Origin of the sequence: Stieleria sp. (assembly GCF_041595215.1) — a bacterium.
GTDB classification, from domain to species: domain Bacteria; phylum Planctomycetota; class Planctomycetia; order Pirellulales; family Pirellulaceae; genus Stieleria; species Stieleria magnilauensis.
In genome coordinates this window covers 1-17,267 of sequence record NZ_JBFHKV010000046.1, presented here as the reverse complement: position 1 = coordinate 17,267, position 17,267 = coordinate 1, and the positions used below count along the sequence as shown (strand labels likewise).

The window sequence follows — 17,267 nt, the reverse complement described above, 5'->3', positions numbered from 1 at the left end:
GCAGCGATCGTGCACAGTCTGGGGCTCAAGCGTGGGACACACATTCAGAACGGTGTGGTGATTGCCAAACTGGTTTTGATCGGGCTGTTCGTGCTGATCGCCTACAGCACGCTTTCGACGTGGCAGGGGACCGCCGTCGCCGCTGTGCCCGAAGCGGGGGAAGACGCTGGAGCCGAGGCGACGACAGGCGGCGGCTGGGCATTTGCGTTGGTGTTCGCCAACGCGTTGACGTGGATTTCACTCAGCTACAGCGGATTCAACGCGGCGGTTTATCTGACCGACGAGATCGACCAACCGACGCGGAATGTGCCGCGAGCGATGCTGTTTGGCACCGTGGCGGTGGCGGTGCTGTACCTGCTGTTGAACATTATTTTCGTCTACGCCCCGCCGGCGGCCGAGGTCGCCGGGCAGCCCAACGTGGCGACGTTGGCGGCCGAATCGGTCGGTCGACAGATCCAGGCCCGCGGATCGGCGTGGGGGTCATGGGTCAGTCCCTTGGTGCGAATTGCGATCCTGGCGGGGTTGGGAACATCGGTGTTGGCCCTGATGCAGACCGGGCCCAGGGTCTATCAAAAAATGGCGGCCGATCGCCTGTTGCCGCGTTGGTTGATCGGTCGCCGCGGCGGACACACTGGCGCCGCGACCATTACCGGACCAGTCGAATCGCTCCCGACGATCTGGATCCAAGCCGGCTTGGCGATCGTGGTGATTTGCATCAGCACGCTACGTGAACAACTGGACTATTTGGGGTTTACCTTGTCGATCTGCGCCGCCCTGTGTGGGTCGTTGGTTTTCCTGTTTCGCAACCACGGTGTGCATCCGGTTCGGGTCTGGGGCTACCCGTGGGTGCCGATCCTCTACGTCGTGGGCACACTGGGGATCGCGACATTGACGGCGATTCGGGTTCCGTTGCAAGCCACGGTGGGATTGGGCACCCTTGGGATCGGGATCGCGGCTTACTTGGTGTCCCGATTTCTGTGGGGTAGTCGGGCCTTCGTTGATCGACGAAACTAACGCACCTGCCCGCAGCAACACGAGACGCGAGTCTTGGCAAGCGGGGTGGGGAGGCTTACCACGGAAAGTGAGAATGCCCCCCGCAATGAGTTCACCGGTCGAGCGACTTGCCTGACCACCTTTTCACTGAAACCTCTCGAAATAGACGCGACTATGAGATACGCATTTCGCTTGGCTGAACTGTTGGGCCACACCCCGGACCGTCGCAAACGTCCGGGGACCATCAAATCGATTGTGGAACACACGGGTTTAGACCGTCACCAAGTCGCTTCGCTTTTGAAGAATGAGGCCAAGTACATCCCGCTGGATGCCCTGTCGCGTCTGTGCGATTACTTGATCGACCAGGGGCATGCGACCGCGGACCAATTGCCCGGGGCGCTGTTTGCGGTCAATCCGGAGAACTTTTGGGAGCTGATCGCGCGGCGTAAAGAAATTGAAATCATCGTGGGGGTTCGGGCGACCGATGCCAACGCGACTCCCGAAGGAGCTTCGGTGGTCGCCAGCGATTCGGTTCTGGTCGGCGAAGTCCTCAGTGGCGTGTCGACACTCGGCGGCGTCGCCAAGCACAAGGAGCAGGACGGCGACGAAGGTTCCGGACGCGAAGTCCCCATGCCCGACCGATTCCAACAGACACTGGTCTGGAGTCCGGGCCAGGTCGATCCGACCGACGTGCGAGAGCGGGCGGACGAAGTCTTTGACGGGTTTGTCGACGCGACGGGCGACCGCGGCATGATCTGCATCGGCAGCATCAAGAGCAACCCGGTCGTCGAACTGCTGTTCTCCGACGTGTTCGGCTGCACGCCGTTTGTGACCGAAGACGACGTCGATGATGTGTCGGCACGTTCCTGTCCGTTCTTTCTGCGCTACCGAGATTCCGACCCCAAACCCGACAGCGCTTCGGCGGGCACGCGGTTGAGCAAGAACGAAGACGCGCCCGAACCGGGTTTCTACTACGAAAAAGACGACGGAACCTGGGAATTTGCCGGCGGCACGAACAAGGACACCGCAATGGTGTTCTACATTTACCGTGAAGCGCTCGGTCGACTCGATATGGTGCTCAGCGGATTCTCCGGACGTGCGACGCGGCTGTTGGCCCGGACGTTAGCGATTCGCGGCGAAGAGTTCTGGCCGCCGGTCTACGAGAAAGGCGGCGACATCATCGGCGCCTACCTGGTCACCTATGAGCAACCCGAAGACGAACAGACCCGAGACGACGCGCTGTTCAATCCCAGCGGTCCGGCCGAGATCATGCCGCTGCCGACCAAGGCGATCTCGCGTCGGCTGGCGCGTCGATAATCCCACCATTGAATTGACAACATGGCAAAATCAAAATCCAAGTCGTCGCCCACGATGGCGGCGACGGCGGACAAGTTCGACCTCTATCAACAATCGGTACAGACCCCCGAACATGAGGTCGAATTCTTTGAACAAGCCTATCGCGAGGCCTATAAACGCAAACCTCTGACGCTTCGTGAAGACTTTTGCGGCACCTTCGCGGTGTGTTGCAAGTGGGTCGCGTCGAGCCCCCGCCGCACCGCGGTCGGCGTCGACTTCTGCAGCGAAACGCTGCAATGGGGACGCGATCATAATCTGGCCAAATTAAAACCGGCTCAGCGGAAACGCGTCACGTTGCTCGAACAAGACGTTCGCGACGGCAACACCGAACCGGCCGACGTCTTGGCCGCCCAGAATTTCTCGTTCTGGATCTTTAAAACCCGCCCCGAAGTCGTCGAGTACTTCAAGATCGCCCGTTCTCATCTGAACGATCAGGGCATCATGGTCATGGACATGATGGGCGGCGGTGAATGCTTCAACGAAGACCACACCGACAAGCGGACGATCAAAAAAGGAAAGAAAGGGTTCGACTATCACTGGAAACAGGAATCCTTCAACCCGATCACCGCCGACGCGAGTTTTTCGATCTCATTCAAGTTCCCCGACGGCAGCAAACTGAAGCGGGCCTTTGAATACCATTGGCGGTTCTGGACGATTCCCGAAGTCCGCGAGATGCTGGCCGAAGCCGGATTCCGGGAGAGCCACGTTTATTGGGAACGCGAGAACGAAGAAGATCCGGAACTCGATGGCGGATGGTATCGCTGCGGGGCAGCCGACAGCGACCCCAGCTGGATCTGCTACATCGTCGCCATCAACTAACCAGTGGCGTCAGCTTCCAGCTTGCCTTTCGCTCAGCTTTCAGCTGAGAGGGACGCAACCTGGAAGCTCACCAAACGCTCAGCTTGCAGCTGAGGGGACGCAAGCTGGAAGCTTACGCCACTATCTCGGTTTCGCCCGGGTCAATTGCTCCAGCGACTCAAACAACGAGTCGACTTGTCGGTCGGTCGGGTCGGGGGCGATGGCGGTGTAATAGCCGGCGTGGATTCCGAGGGCGGCACGCATGGCGGCGGCGCGCTCGGGCGGGGCATCGATCATCACGTTGACCATTTCGAAATCGCGGTCCCAGAGAACGCGGTCGGCCAGCATTTCGACCAGCCAGCTCCAACGATCGACCTCCAGTGAATCCACCTCGATGTCAAACACCGATTTCTGGTCGGCGTCTTGCAAACGCTCTTCCTGACGTAGCACGTCGTCGTCTTCGTTTTCCAGAAAGGCGTCCAATGCGGCTTGTCGCCAGCGGCATCGGAATTCCTCCGGCGAGACCGGATGCAATTCGATCTCAAGCTCGATTTGCTGGATGATATTTTGATAGACCGCCGCGACGGCCGCTTCGTTGATGCCGCTCAACTCAAGTGTCTGGTCGGTTTGCTGCAACAGATTGGTGGCCAACAAATCGAGCACGGCGAGTTGTTGTTGCCAGGTCAATTCATCGAACAACGTGACGCCATACGCCCACGGCTCCTCCTCGGTTTCGCGACAACTGGCCAGTTCCTGAACCATGGTTGCGAGCGAGTCACGCACCAACTCCGCCTCCTCACCAACCAGATACCGGTCGCCAGATGGAGTATGCCAAGTCATCGTGAGTATCCGGATCGTGCCAACCGTGCGAAAGAGAAGGATGCCGCGTCACGCAATCGGCCCGGCCGGATCGGCAGGTCGACGTGATCGAGGCAGGGGAGATCTTGATTGATCCGGCGCCGGACTGCAAGCTTTTAGCGCGACGCGACAACGAAGAAGCCGAATCGGCTGGGGCACCCTTTTTTTTGTTTGCCTATTCTTCGCGTTTTACGCGCCAATCGTTGAGAATTCAGCTCGAAAGCGGGGCAGGATGGCTCAAACGCGGTAATCTGGGTGACTTTTCCGTCCCTCAACCCCGGTTTGTCGTGTCGAAAGCCGCCGAATCGCCTTAACGGCTTGGCGTTGATCGCGGCATCTCTAAAATCTCCCCCTGACGACTTCCCTTCCCAATCCCGCTTCGACGGTCCGAACCGCCCCATCGATGGAATCTGCGTCGGCCCCTTTTGCATAGAAACAACCCTCCCTTCCCTGTCGAGTAATGAACACCATGCCAGACCATCACACCTTGGATATCAAACGCGTTGCCATTCTGTTTGCCGGAGGCCCCGCGCCGGCTGCCAACGCGGTGATTTCGACGGCTGCGTTTTCATTCCTGGAAGAAGGCTCGCAGGTTTTCGGGATCAAGCACGGCTACAGTCGTCTGGCCGATTACACCGCCGCAGGCCCGCTGCAAGAAGGCGTCGACTACTTACGCTTCACCCACGAATCGCTGACCCACGCCCGCAGCAGTCGTGGCATCATGATCGGGACCGCCCGTACCAACCCCGGAAAACATGTCAGCAGCCCCGAGCACTTGAAAGACCCCGAGTTGGTCGCGCCGCTGCGACGCGTTTACGAAGGCCTGTGTTCCCTCGAAATCGACGCGTTGATTTCGATCGGCGGTGACGACACGCTGAAGACGGCCAACAAATTAAAAATGTTCCAGGACAACCTGCCCGGCGACGCGCGGCGGTTCCCGGTCATCCACCTGCCCAAGACGATCGACAACGACTACAGCGGAATCGATTTCACGTTCGGTTTCTTCACCGCCGTGGAAACGTTGGCCGAAGAGATTCGCAACTTGAATTACGACGCCGCGGCCGGAAAGGCGTACTTCCTGTGCGAAGCGATGGGACGCAGCGCGGGCTGGTTGGCCTATGGCGCGGCGATCGCCGGTGAAGGCAGTTTGGTGATGAGCGTCGAAGACATCGCCGGCGACTTGGCAGCCGAAGAGGTGGATCCGGAAACCGGCAAGCCACGCAAGATCATGGTGCTGGACAAGGTGATCGACAAGATGGTCGACATGATGGTCGCCCGCGAACGCGAAGGCCGCGAGTACGGAACCATCGTCGTCGCCGAAGGCCTGGCGGAATTCTTGCCCGCGAAATACTTGGAAGGCGTTTCCCGTGATGACCACGGCCACATCAATATCTCCGCGATCAACCTGGGCGCATTGCTGAGCGGACTGCTCGCGAAAGCCTACACGGCGCGAACCGGCAAAGCACGCAAGGTCAACGGCCTGCAACTCGGCTATGAAGCGCGTTGCGCGCCGCCCCACGCCTACGACGTGATGCTCGGCTCGCAACTCGGCGTCGGTGCGTACCGTGCCCTCGTGGAAGAGAAACTCAACGGCGTGATGGTCTCGGTCTCCGGTCAACTGGATCTGCACTACGTGCCGTTCAACAAGCTGGTCGATCCCCAAACGCTGGTCACGAAAGTTCGCTTCATCGAACCCGGCAGCGACTTCCACCGTCTGGCTCGGTTCCTGGAAACGTGTACCGACAGCTGATCCAGTCGGCTACCGAAGACCTCCCCCGTTCGATCTGCCGGCGGCAAGGCCGCCGGCAGATCGAAAGGGGGAGAGAGGGTCTGGGCTTTCTTTCCTGGGGTGGCGGTCACTCCGCTGCGCTCGTTCCCTTACCCCAGGCTATGTTGTCAATGCCCGTTGGGCAAACGTCGTGGAACGGTTTCCGCAGCGAAGTGAGTTCCAGCAGACTGAGCTGCCGTCACCCCAGCTGGTCCAGCAACCACTGCATTTCACTGGCGATGTCTTCGGCCAAGCCACGTCGCCGCATCGCTTCGGGCAAGACGGTCCAGGCATACGTCTCGACTTCCAAGTGCCCCGTGAAGTCGACGTTGATCGTGTCATCGTCCAGGGCCTGCAAACATTCGATCACCGCATCGCGGCTGGTGGTCAATTGGCCGACGCGTTCCAAGAAAATCGGGACGTGAAAATGGATCACCCAGCGGAGGATCTTATCGAGATCGCCCGCTCGGGTTTGCTCCAGCAGTGCGGGCAAATCATCGGCCAATTGGAAGGAACCGTCGCGTCCGACCTGACCCGTCTGATGCAAATATCGATCTTCGGCGAACGCGCCGAGCTGTTCCAGGGTCGCCGGAATCTCGGCGGCGGCGATCGATGCCCAATCGGCCACGATCGCGCTGCTGACCTGGACCTTGCCGATCGTGATTCCGGCATCGGCATAGGCCGTCACCACCGAACGTTGCGGTTCGTTCATCACGGCGCTGTGACAGATGTCGTGACAAACCGTCAGATAACGTCGGTGCGTCGGATCGGGTAGGTGTTCGTCGAAGAAACCGATCAGATCACCGACCGTGTCGATCACGCAGCCGGGCTCCGGTTCGATCGCGACCACGATCCGTTTTCCGGTCTGATCCTCCAGCCGTTTCAGGAACGCTGCCAGTTCACGCAGCTGGGCACCGGCGATTGCTACGTCATCGTGACCGGAGCGATCGTCTGCAAACGGGTTGTCGGGCCAACCGATCGGCAGCGTGCTGATCGATCCCAGCGGCTGATCCTCGTGAAGCAACCGCGACAAGATCGTGGCCAGCCGCTGCGTGTACTCCAACCGCTCTGGCTCAGCCCACGTCGGCAAGTAAACGCGTTGCTTGACGTGATCACCATGGAAATTCGCGAACGGAAACCCATTGATCGTGAAGGGCTGCAATCGATTGGAATCCAGGAACCCACGAAAGGCGTCCAATTGACCGGCGGCCAGTTCACGCGAAGCCTGGTCGGGGATCCACAGTCCGACGCCCAACGCGTTCAAACCGTGTGTCTGGGAAAGTTGTTGCTGGACCGGTACCGCGTACTCCTGCAGATTCGCCCGGATCGAGGTCAAATCGATGCCGGCATGAACATTCGTGCAATAGCCGATCTGACGGTCGCGATGGCGGAGTGGATCTGAATCGTTGATGTTCAATGTGCTAACATGACGGAGGAAATGAACGGCCGTGCGGGAGCAGGTCATCGCTGTTGTGCCCGATGCCTGCGGTCGTCAGCCTGCACGAATTGCCCCCACCCAAGACGACCGTCATCAGGATAACGGCAACACGCCACGGAATGAACGGTGCCATCCCCCGAGTCTATGATGCTGAACCAAACGGATCACTATTTGCTGCGACGCGCTTACGAAGAAGCCGTGACCGGGTTCAACGAGGGGGGCTGCCCGATCGGATCACTGCTCGCGCGGGGGGACGAGGTCTTGGCCAGTGGGCGAAACCAGCGGGTCCAACAGGGCGACCCGATCGCGCACGGCGAAATGGATGCGCTGCGCAAGGCCGGGCGTCAATCGACCTATCGCGACACGACACTTTACACCTCGCTGAGCCCCTGCATGATGTGTAGCGGGACGATCGTCCAGTTCGGCATTCCGCGTGTCGTGATCGGTGAAAACCAGAACTTTGGTGGCAACGAAGCATTCCTGCGCGAGCACGGCGTCGAAGTCGTGATCGCCAATGACCCGGGTTGCATCGCCCTGATGGAGCGATTTATTCGCGAAAAGCCTGATCTATGGGCGGAGGACATCGCACAGGAGACATAACGTCGACAGACCACAATCTGCCGAATTAAGATTGTCGCGTCATCCTACGTCGCCCCGTCCGCCCGAGTCTCGCACCCTGAGCCCCTGTACTGTGATTCCGCTCTGCCGTCGAAGCTACTTGTTCGTGCCCCTGGTGTCGCCTCGATTGGCGACAATCGTTTTCCTCGCCTTGCTGACGGCCGTGTCGGGCGTCGGCACCGACGAGGTCTCGGCCCAATCACCGGAATCGGCCAACCGAAAACACTCCGACCCCCACGACCCCTTCGCCCAACTGGACCCCTGGTGGCCGACGCCGGGTGCGACGCGAATCGCCTCGGGTGCTCCCGGCCCCGCCTACTGGCAACAGCGCGCCGACTATGAGATCGATGTCACGCTCGATGACGACCAGCAGCAGATCAACGGCGTGGTGAAGATTCGTTATCACAACCAATCGCCCCACACGCTGCCGTATCTCTGGATCCAGTTGGACCAGAATCGATTCCGCCAGGGATCGGACGCCTTGGAAACCACGACCGCGCCGTCGCTGTCGCCGCGGATCTCGTTCGGCGCGATGAAGTCCATTTTGGCCAGCCGTCGCTTTGACGGAGGCTACCGCATCGCATCGGTCACCGACGGCGCCGACAAACCGCTCCGCCACACCGACATCGGCACGATGATGCGGATCGATCTGTCGACGCCGATCGCGCCGGGCGAACAGACCGAAGTGGCGATCGAGTACTCGTACAAGATCGTCGATGCGAAAGTCATTCGCGCCCGTGGCGGCAAGGAGTATTTCGAGGACGACAAAAACTACATCTACGAAATCGCGCAGTGGTTCCCCCGAGTCGCCGCCTACACGGATTTCGGCGCCTGGCAACACAAGTCGTTCTTGGGCCGCGGCGAGTTCACGCTGGAACTGGGCAATTATCGCGTCCGGATCACCGTCCCGTCGGAAATGGTCGTCGCGTCCACCGGAACCTTGCAGAACCCGGATCAGGTGCTGACCGATCAGTGGAAACAACGGTTGGCCAAGGCAGAACAGGCTCCAACGCCGGTGTTCATCATCACGCCGGAGGAAGCCGAAGCGAACGAAAGCGTGAGAACGGAAACGACAAAGACGTGGGAGTTTGACGCAACGAACGTGCGCGACTTCGCCTTTGCCGCCAGCCGGAAATTCATTTGGGATGCCCTGGGGGTCAAGGTCGGCTCGCAAACGGTGATGGCGATGTCCTATTACCCCAATGAAGCCGAACCGTTGTGGAGCCAATATTCGACCGAGGCGATCGCGCACACGCTGGAAGTCTACGGCCGATACTCCTTTGAATACCCGTACCCGGTTGCGATCAGCGTCAACGGTCCGGTCTATGGCATGGAATACCCGATGATCTGCTTCAACGGTCCGCGTCCGGAAGACGATGGAACGTACAGCAAAGCGACCAAGTACGGTTTGATCTCGGTCGTCATCCACGAGGTCGGTCACAACTTCTTTCCGATGATCGTCAACAGCGACGAACGACAATGGACCTGGATGGACGAAGGGCTCAACACGTTCCTGCAGTATCTGGCCGAACAGGAATGGGAAGAAGATTACCCGTCGCGACGCGGTGACCCCGAAAAGATCACCGGCTACATGCGGGGTAACAACCAACGTCCGATCATGACGGGCAGCGAAGAGATCCTGCAGTTCGGCAACAACGCCTATGGCAAACCCGCCACAGCGCTGAACATTCTTCGCGAAACCATTCTCGGCCGCGAATCCTTCGACTTTGCCTTTCGTGAGTACGCTCGGCGTTGGAAATTCAAACGCCCCACGCCCAGTGATTTTTTCCGCACGATGGAAGACGCCTCGGGCGTCGATCTGGATTGGTTCTGGCGGGGCTGGTTCTACGGAACCGACCACGTCGACATCGCCATCGACGACGTCCAGCTGTACAAGATCGACTCGGGCGATCCGGATGAACAAGCCGAACGAACGCGGCAGGAAAAGGACCGTGAAGAAGACACGATCACCAAGGATCGCAATCAAGGCATGCGACGGCGGATCGATTGGCAACCGGGGCTCAAGGATTTTTACAACAGCCCCGAATACGACGAGTGGAAAGTCGAAGAAGAGGACCGCAAGTCGTTTCAAAAATTCTTGGACGGACTGAGCAGCCAAGAGCGGGCGATCCTGCGCCGAACCACCAATTTTTACATCGTCGATTTTCGTAACGTCGGTGGTTTGGTGATGCCGATCCTGATCCGCGTCCACTACGCCGACAACACCAGCGAAATGATGACGTTCCCCGCCCAGATCTGGCGCAGCAACAGCAAACGCGTCAGCAAGTTGATCGTCACCGACAAAGAAATCGTCCGCCTGGAACTCGATCCGAAACGCCAGACCGCCGACGTCGACGAAGGCAACAACCACTGGCCCGACAAAATGGTGCCCAGTCGTTTCAAGTTGTTCAAGGACGAAAAGAAAAAGAACCCGATGCAGAAAGCCGCCGATGATCAAAACGACGATCCGAAGCAAGACGCAGAGGACGAATCATCGGACGAAAAAGCCGAGCAAGAACCGGCCAAAGGAAAATGATCCACATGACCTCCGTTCTCGTCGCCCTCTGGTCCACGCTGTTGATGCACCCGGTCCACGAAACCGTTTGTGAAATCGAGTGGAACGCGGAATCGCGTCGCGTCGAAGTCGCGCTGCGGATCGACGTGCTGGACGAACAATGGATGGCCCGCTCGATCCAGGCCGACGCCGACGAGGATTGGCAGGGCGAATACCTGCGTTCCAAGTTGTTCTTTGATCCCCAAGTCGGCCAAGGCGAACGAGCCGAATCCGAGGCTGCCAAACCCGAGGCTGTCAAACTCAGCGGTCGCCCGATACGCTGGGTCGGACGCAAACTCGACGGCGGCCATGCTTGGTGGTTCTTTGAAGTCGTCTGCCAAGACGGCAAGCCACCGACATCGTTTCAAACGCGGCTATTGTTTGACCGGCAACGCGATTACCAACATCGCATCGTCGTGCTCGGAAAACCGGTCGCCGACGACGGCAAGCGAGTCTCGATCCTGCTGACCGAGCAAAAGCCTTCGGCGGCATTGACGTTGGTGCGCTGATCGTCAGCCAGGGCCTGTCCTGGCCGGCCGCCGCAACCTGTCCCTGGAATCTCTTACGACGCAACCCATCCTTCTTGATGCAAAACGAATCGCTCACCGCCGAAGTCGTCTCGATCGGCGACGAAATGACCAGCGGCGCTCGGCTGGACACCAACGCCCAATGGCTGAGTCGGCGGCTGGGAGAACTGGGGATTGAAGTCACCTTCCACAGCACCGTCGGCGACACGCTGCAGCACAACATCGACGTCTTTCGTACCGCCGCGCTGCGGGCGGATGTGGTGGTCTGCACGGGCGGGCTGGGACCGACGCGCGATGATCTGACGCGTCAAGCGTTGGCGGCCGTGCTCGACCAACCGCTGGAATTGCGACAATCGGCGTTGGACCACATCCACCGATTGTTCGCCCGCCGCAATCGCGAAATGCCCCAGCGTAACGAGGTCCAAGCGATGTTTCCCGTCGGCAGCCTGGAGATCGTCAATCCACAGGGCACGGCTCCCGGTGTCGATGCGACGTTCCAGCGGCCCGATGGTTCCACCAGTCGGCTGTTTGCGTTGCCCGGTGTTCCGGCAGAAATGAAACGGATGTTTGACGAGACCGTCGCGCCGCGGATTTTAGAAAGCGGCGCCAACACACGTCGGCACATCGAACATCATGTGATGAAATTCTTCGGCGTCGGCGAAAGCGACATGGAGCAACGCTTGGGCGAGATGATCGCCCGCGACCACGTGCCACGCGTCGGCATTACGGTCAGCTCCGCGACGATCTCGCTGCGGATCAGCGCCATCGGCGAGTCGCCACAGGAATGCCACCGTCAGATCGAATCGACGCGTGCCGAAATCATGGAACGCGTCGGGGAACTGCACTTCGGTGACGGCGAAGAGTTCGAACAATACCACGCGGTGGAGCGGATGCTGGCCGAACGGGGCGAAAGTTTGGTGAGCGTGGAATTTGGACGCTCGGCGGTGCTGGCCAATTGGTTTGCCTCGCTCGGCGAATCGTCCACGTATCGCGGCGGATTCTGTTTTGCCAAGCTCGGTGAATTGGCGACGGTGTTGGATGTCGATGCGGACTCGGCCCTGGAAACGCTTCGTCGCCGCTGCGACTCGCAATGGTTGGTCGCTGTGGACGAGTACCCGTCGTTGGAATGCAGCGACGACCAACCGCTGCCGGCCGCCGAGGTGACCTTGATCGTCATCGATCCGACCGGGACGGTGTTTTCGACGACCAGCCGACTGGGCGGTCATCCGTCGATCATTTACGAACGGATCGGCAAAGCAGCCCTGGCGTGGCTGCGACGCGTGCTCACCGAACCTCGGGCCGACCGGCATGACAACCCGACGGCGGCGGCGCGATGAAGGTTCTGTATGAAGACAACCATCTGTTGGTCGTCGACAAGCCGGCCGGGATGCCGACGATGGGAGCCGAACCGGGCATTCAAACCGCCCACGGCTGGGCGGCGGATTATCTGAAACGTCGCTATCAAAAACCGGGCAACGTGTTTGTCGGCGTCGTCAGCCGGCTCGACCAACTGACCACCGGCGTGCTCGTCCTGGCGCGAACCAGCAAAGCGGCCTCGCGGTTGGCGATTCAGTTCGGCGGGCCTGGCAAAAGCAAGAAAGTGTCTACCCGGGCGAGGAAATTGTATCTGGCGATGGTCGCCGGGGATTTGGAGAAAGATTCCGGGTTGCCGCGATCAGGCACATTGACCGATTCAGTTTTCAAAGACGACGCGGCGCATCGCATGCGGGTCGCCCGGCACCCGCGATCGGACGCGCAAGACGCTCGTTTGAACTACTGTGTGATTGACCGATCGGCGGCGCGGACACTCGTCGCGGTGCGGTTGTTGACCGGCCGCAAGCATCAAATTCGCCTGCAATTCGCCGATCGCGGGCACCCCATTCTGGGCGACACCAAATACGGCTCGCACAGCCGTTTTCCCCACGGGGTTGCCCTGCACAGCTGGCGTCTTTTAATAGAGCACCCGACGAAATCCGAAAGGCGACTGTTCGCCGCGCCTCTTCCCGGCGCATGGCAGGAGCCCCCGTTTTCGGTTCCCAGTGAATCATCGATCGAATCGACGCTGATCGCCGACGCTGATTGGTACGACGAGGAGAGCAAGATTTGACGCAGCGTTCATCGAGCCCCCGTGGTGAGCCACCGTTTCTTCCCAGCCGCATCGTCTCCGGTGGGCAAACCGGCGTCGATCGCGCCGGATTGGAAGTGGCGATCGCGTACCAGATCCAACACGGCGGCTGGTGTCCCAAGGGGCGGTTGTCCGAAGACGGTTCGATTCCCAGCCGATATGAGTTGGTGGAAATGGAGACCGCCGAATATCCGCCTCGGACCGAACAGAACGTGATCGACAGTGACGCCACGCTGATTTTGTACGAACAGCGTCTCAAGGGCGGCACGTTGCTGACGCGTCGTTACGCGACACGTTGGAGCAAACCGTTTCTGTCGGTGGCGATGGATGCGTCGCCCCCGGTCGCCGTCCGCGTTTGGTTGGACCAAGTGCGGCCGCAAACCTTGAATATCGCCGGCCCACGCGAAAGCAGTTTCCCGGGGATTGGGGAACGCGCGCTGGCGTTCTTGTTGGAGGCATTCGCGGCCAGCGCCACGGAGGTGTCGGGTTAGCTCGGGCAGTCCATTTCGCATCTCATGCTTGTTGACCCGTCGGCGGCTGGTCCGGCGCCACAGCGACGGCTCGTTCCCAGGCGGAACCGGGGAACGAAGGGAACGAGCGAAAATCCGCCGCGGCACGGTCCAGCGGGGCTTTGGCCAGATGCACCGATCGTGGTAACATTCTCGGCTCATCTCCCCCCATCCTCGATCTCGGCCCGTTCTATGTCTGTCGATCTGTACGCCGTTTGCCCCTGTGGGAACGGCAAAAAAATCAAGTTCTGCAAGTGCAAGGACTCCGTCGGCCAGATGGACCAAGTGCTGACGATGATCGAGGGCGGTCAGGTCGTCCCGGGATTGGATCGATTGAAATCGATTCTGGAAGAGCACCCCGATGCGGCGTGGGCGTTGGCGATCCGCGGTCGACTGTTGTTGGATCTTCGCGAGTACGATTCGCTCAGTGAGAATGCCGAACGATTCATTCGGCTTCAACCTTCCAATCCACTCGCGCTGACGCAACGTGCCGCCGCGCTCGTGTTCAGCCAGGACGTCCAGGGCGCGACCGATTCGTTGTTGGAAGCACTCAATGAAAGCGGCCAGGAAGTCGACGCGTTCTTGATGGATGTCGCGTTGATCGTCGCGATGGGACTGGCCCAAAGCGGTGTGATCCTGTCGGCACGCGTCTACGCGCTGCTCGCGATCAGCTCACAAGGTTATGAAGCCGAACAGGCCAACGCGTTCTTGGCACAGTTGGACACCTCACCGGGCGTCAATCATCTGCTCAAAAGCGTGCCGCAATTGATCGAGCGTGACGCCGACGCGGATTGGGGCGAACGTTATGACGAAGCGGTCGGGTTGCTGCGCAGCAACAAGGTGCTGCTGGCGCAAGACAAATTTGAATCGCTGCGACGCACCGCCCCGAATCAAGCGCCCATCCTGTCGGGCTTGTTCCACTGTGCGGTGTGGCGTGGTGATTTGGAACGCCAAACCGAAATGGCCAACCAGCTCTCGCAAGTCGACGCGTTGGATCTGTTGACGCGTCAACGATACCGTGCGATCAGCGGACTGCTTTCGCCGATCGGAACCCTGTCGGTCAACGCCCAAACGATCCACGTCGAATTCGACGACATCGATCAAGCCGAGATGGCGTTGATCGCGAGCGACCGAACCGAACAACTCTCCGCCCAGCGGTTGTCCCAGTTGCAAATCCCCGAGGGCGAAGTCCGACCCCGGAGCGCGTTTTTCGTTTCCGACCGACCGCTGGAATCGAACGATCAAGACGTACCAGCGGCCCAATGCCCGGCATCGATCGCCCTGGTCGCGGTGTTCGGGCGACAGACCGATCGGAGCGCCCAAGCGATTGCGTTTGATGTCACCGAAGACCGCGTCGAAACGGTCAAGGGCATCCTGCTGGCCGCGATCCCCGATGGCAAAGTCGTCTTGGATGAACCCCATCCGATCCCGATGACGTTTGCCCTGGATGATCGTCCGATTCGTCAGGTGCAACCCAAATCGATGGCCGAACTGGCACGATTCAATCGCGAGTTCGCGGCCAGCCACGACGGCAAGCGAGCCTGTGAGCTGCCGTTGCCGATGCTGGCCGGCAAATCGTTGGCCGCCGCCGCCGATGACGACGCGCTGGCGATGGAGCGGGCCACGGTCGTCCGCGTTCTCGAAGGCCACGAGCGGATCATCAGCTTGGCGGGCGCGCTTGCCGACATCTATCAGATCTCCAAAGTCGATCCGTTGCCGGAACTGAAACCGAGCGACGAAACACTCGGCGACGTGTCCGCCGCCGATTTCTTTCGCGTCAATCCCGACGAACTTTCTCCGATGCAGTTGTACGTCTTGGCCAGCAACGCACGTGCGACCGGCGGCATGACCGCCTGCAACCGGTTCGCCGCAAAGCTGGTCGAAAAGACAGCCGCCGACGCTGCCAACGAGCAGGAAAACCGGATGGCGATGGAAGGTTACATCCTGTGGATGATGTCGACACCGGAACCGGGCGAGTCGATTGCGATCAGCGATCGAGCGATCCAATTCGCCAAAACACACAAGCTGAACTTCGCGTCCATCTTGCTCGCACGGCTTGAACTTTGTTTGTCGATGTCCGATCAGGACGGTTTCCGACAAACGATCATGGACATCGAAAAGAACTACGGAAACGATCCCTCCGTGATGGCACGCGTGCAGCAGCTGCTGATGCAGTTGGGGATCATTCGCCCCGATGGATCGTTACGCGATGGCCCCGGCGCACCGGCGGCAGCCCCGACCGAATTCACGCCGGCGGCGCCTCCGGAAGAGCGTTCCGGCGGGGTTTGGACGCCCGACTCGCCGGCCGCCCCCAATCCATCCGGTGGTGAAGGCGGCAAGCTTTGGGTCCCCGGAATGGATTGAACGGTCGCATGACGTCGACCCACCATCCTGACGATGAACACTGGATGCGACTTGCCCTGGACTTGGCCGTCCGAGGGCAAGGTTACGTTGAACCGAATCCAATGGTCGGTTGTGTGCTCGTCAAAGATGGGGTCTGCATCGCCCGCGGTTATCACCACGTGTTCGGTGGGCCGCACGCGGAAGTCGACGCCTTGCAATCACTGCGGTCACCGGACGAGGCCGCCGGTGCGACCGCCTACGTCACCTTGGAACCCTGTTGTCACCACGGCAAGACGCCGCCCTGCAGCGAAGCGCTGATCCGGGCCGGCGTCACACGTGTCGTCGTTGCAATGCGCGATCCCTTTCCCAAGGTCGATGGCGGTGGGATCCGTCAGCTGCGTCAGGCCGGGATCGAGGTCACCCTAGACGTCTTGAAGGCCGATGCCGAAGCATTATTGGCACCGTATTTAAAACGTGTTCGCACCGGCACGCCGTGGGTGATCGCCAAGTGGGCGATGACCGCAGACGGTCGCATTGCCACCGTGTCTCGCCAAAGCCAGTGGATCACGGGAGCGGAATCGAGGCGTCGGGTGCATCGGTTACGCGGCCGCGTCGACGCGATCATCACAGCGATGGGCACCGTCGAGGCGGACGACCCGATGCTCAACGCCCGATTGGTCGACGCCGAGGGTGTCGCGGTGACGCCGCCACGCGTTGCCAAACGCGTCGTGTTCTGTCGTCGCCGGCTTCCCGCGCTGCAGTCCAAGCTGATTCAAACGGCAGACGCCATTGAGACTTGGTTGTTCACCTCGCCGCTGGTCGACGGCGAACGCTTGGCGGCGCTGCGCCAACGCGGGGCAAGAGTGTTTGCATTGGACTCGGATGACCCACAGTCGATGGTTCGTCAAACGCTCCAGCGACTCGGCGAACAAGAGATGACGAACGTGATGATCGAAGGCGGTGCCGCATTGCTGGGCAGTTTCTGGGATCCAACCTCGGGCGAGTGCCTGGTCGACGAATTCCATGTCTACATCGGGGCCAAATTGTTCGGCGGCGTTACAGCGCCCGGCCCCATCGCCGGAGCGGGACTCGGCCCCATCGACTTGGCAACCAAGCTAGCACTCAGCCAAGTGGACCGTTTTGAAGACGACGTGCGTTTGGTTTATCGGCGTGCGTTAGGCTGATCAGGGGTCCGAATGGAAGGTGTAGACGCGCTGGTGTGCAGGCTTCAGCCGCCCGGTTTCGCTGCTTCGCAGCGCGTGGGGATGCGCCTAAAGGCTGGACACCAACGTGCGCTGGTGTGCAGGCTTTAGCCGCCCATCCTGCTGCTTCGCAGCGCGTCCTGATGCGCCTAAAGGCTGGACACCAACGGCGCTGGTG

15 protein-coding genes are annotated in these 17,267 nt (G+C 60.2%); 12 read left to right on the top strand and 3 right to left on the bottom strand.

Annotated features, from left to right (window positions below; all coding sequences use genetic code 11):
* From ABX749_RS03320 to ABX749_RS03310, 3 genes are all read left to right on the top strand, one after another.
* Positions 1 to 1,014 (top strand): APC family permease (locus ABX749_RS03320; protein WP_372894748.1); only part of this gene is annotated, 1,014 nt, incomplete at its 5' end.
* A gap of 153 nt (positions 1,015 to 1,167) precedes the next feature.
* Positions 1,168 to 2,310, top strand: coding sequence for a helix-turn-helix transcriptional regulator (locus tag ABX749_RS03315; RefSeq protein ID WP_145212597.1), 1,143 nt, complete (start codon positions 1,168 to 1,170; stop codon positions 2,308 to 2,310).
* Between the two features lie 21 nt (positions 2,311 to 2,331).
* Positions 2,332 to 3,168 (top strand): hypothetical protein, encoded by an 837-nt coding sequence (locus tag ABX749_RS03310; RefSeq protein WP_372894747.1) that lies wholly within the window; start codon positions 2,332 to 2,334, stop codon positions 3,166 to 3,168.
* 120 nt (positions 3,169 to 3,288) lie between these two features.
* Here the strand turns inward: ABX749_RS03310 and ABX749_RS03305 are convergent, their stop codons facing one another.
* Complete coding sequence (locus ABX749_RS03305) at positions 3,289 to 3,987, bottom strand: hypothetical protein (protein ID WP_372894746.1); 699 nt, start codon at positions 3,985 to 3,987, stop codon at positions 3,289 to 3,291.
* A gap of 487 nt (positions 3,988 to 4,474) precedes the next feature.
* Between ABX749_RS03305 and ABX749_RS03300 the strand changes: the two genes are divergently transcribed.
* On the top strand, positions 4,475 to 5,755 hold the full coding sequence (locus tag ABX749_RS03300; protein ID WP_095736999.1) for a 6-phosphofructokinase: 1,281 nt from the start codon (positions 4,475 to 4,477) through the stop codon (positions 5,753 to 5,755).
* A gap of 217 nt (positions 5,756 to 5,972) precedes the next feature.
* Here ABX749_RS03300 and eboE read toward each other — a convergent pair whose 3' ends face one another.
* Positions 5,973 to 7,238, bottom strand: a complete 1,266-nt coding sequence (eboE, locus tag ABX749_RS03295) for a metabolite traffic protein EboE (protein WP_372894745.1) — start codon at positions 7,236 to 7,238, stop codon at positions 5,973 to 5,975.
* A 117-nt stretch (positions 7,239 to 7,355) separates the two neighbouring features.
* Here eboE and ABX749_RS03290 point away from each other — a divergent pair, with 117 nt between their 5' ends.
* The 6 genes from ABX749_RS03290 to ABX749_RS03265 all read left to right on the top strand — a co-directional run bounded on the left by ABX749_RS03290 (position 7,356) and on the right by ABX749_RS03265 (position 13,526).
* The gene (locus tag ABX749_RS03290; protein ID WP_372894744.1) at positions 7,356 to 7,811 is read left to right on the top strand and encodes a nucleoside deaminase; all 456 of its coding nucleotides are present in this window, start codon (positions 7,356 to 7,358) and stop codon (positions 7,809 to 7,811) included.
* A 133-nt stretch (positions 7,812 to 7,944) separates the two neighbouring features.
* Positions 7,945 to 10,365 (top strand): M1 family metallopeptidase, encoded by a 2,421-nt coding sequence (locus tag ABX749_RS03285; RefSeq protein ID WP_372894743.1) that lies wholly within the window; start codon positions 7,945 to 7,947, stop codon positions 10,363 to 10,365.
* 5 nt (positions 10,366 to 10,370) lie between these two features.
* Positions 10,371 to 10,892, top strand: a complete 522-nt coding sequence (locus ABX749_RS03280) for a DUF6702 family protein (protein ID WP_372894742.1) — start codon at positions 10,371 to 10,373, stop codon at positions 10,890 to 10,892.
* A 77-nt stretch (positions 10,893 to 10,969) separates the two neighbouring features.
* The gene (locus ABX749_RS03275) at positions 10,970 to 12,247 is read left to right on the top strand and encodes a molybdopterin-binding protein (protein WP_145212609.1); all 1,278 of its coding nucleotides are present in this window, start codon (positions 10,970 to 10,972) and stop codon (positions 12,245 to 12,247) included.
* Positions 12,244 to 13,017 carry an RluA family pseudouridine synthase gene (locus ABX749_RS03270; RefSeq protein ID WP_372894741.1) on the top strand — a complete coding sequence of 258 codons (774 nt, stop codon included), beginning with the start codon at positions 12,244 to 12,246 and terminating at the stop codon, positions 13,015 to 13,017. Before ABX749_RS03275 ends, ABX749_RS03270 begins: the two co-directional genes overlap by 4 nt.
* Positions 13,014 to 13,526 carry a putative molybdenum carrier protein gene (locus tag ABX749_RS03265; protein WP_372894740.1) on the top strand — a complete coding sequence of 171 codons (513 nt, stop codon included), beginning with the start codon at positions 13,014 to 13,016 and terminating at the stop codon, positions 13,524 to 13,526. Before ABX749_RS03270 ends, ABX749_RS03265 begins: the two co-directional genes overlap by 4 nt.
* A 22-nt stretch (positions 13,527 to 13,548) precedes the next feature.
* On the opposite strand, the gene ABX749_RS03260 is transcribed toward ABX749_RS03265, so the two are convergent.
* A complete protein-coding gene (locus ABX749_RS03260) occupies positions 13,549 to 13,695 on the bottom strand; it encodes a hypothetical protein (RefSeq protein ID WP_372894739.1) in 147 nt (48 codons plus the stop codon).
* A gap of 41 nt (positions 13,696 to 13,736) precedes the next feature.
* On the opposite strand from ABX749_RS03260, the gene ABX749_RS03255 reads away from it, so the two are divergent.
* Entirely contained in the window at positions 13,737 to 15,908 is a 2,172-nt protein-coding gene (locus tag ABX749_RS03255; RefSeq protein WP_372894738.1) for a tetratricopeptide repeat protein, read from the top strand.
* An 8-nt stretch (positions 15,909 to 15,916) separates the two neighbouring features.
* Entirely contained in the window at positions 15,917 to 17,071 is a 1,155-nt protein-coding gene (gene ribD / locus ABX749_RS03250; RefSeq protein WP_372894737.1) for a bifunctional diaminohydroxyphosphoribosylaminopyrimidine deaminase/5-amino-6-(5-phosphoribosylamino)uracil reductase RibD, read from the top strand.
* The last annotated feature ends 196 nt before the right edge of the window (positions 17,072 to 17,267 follow it).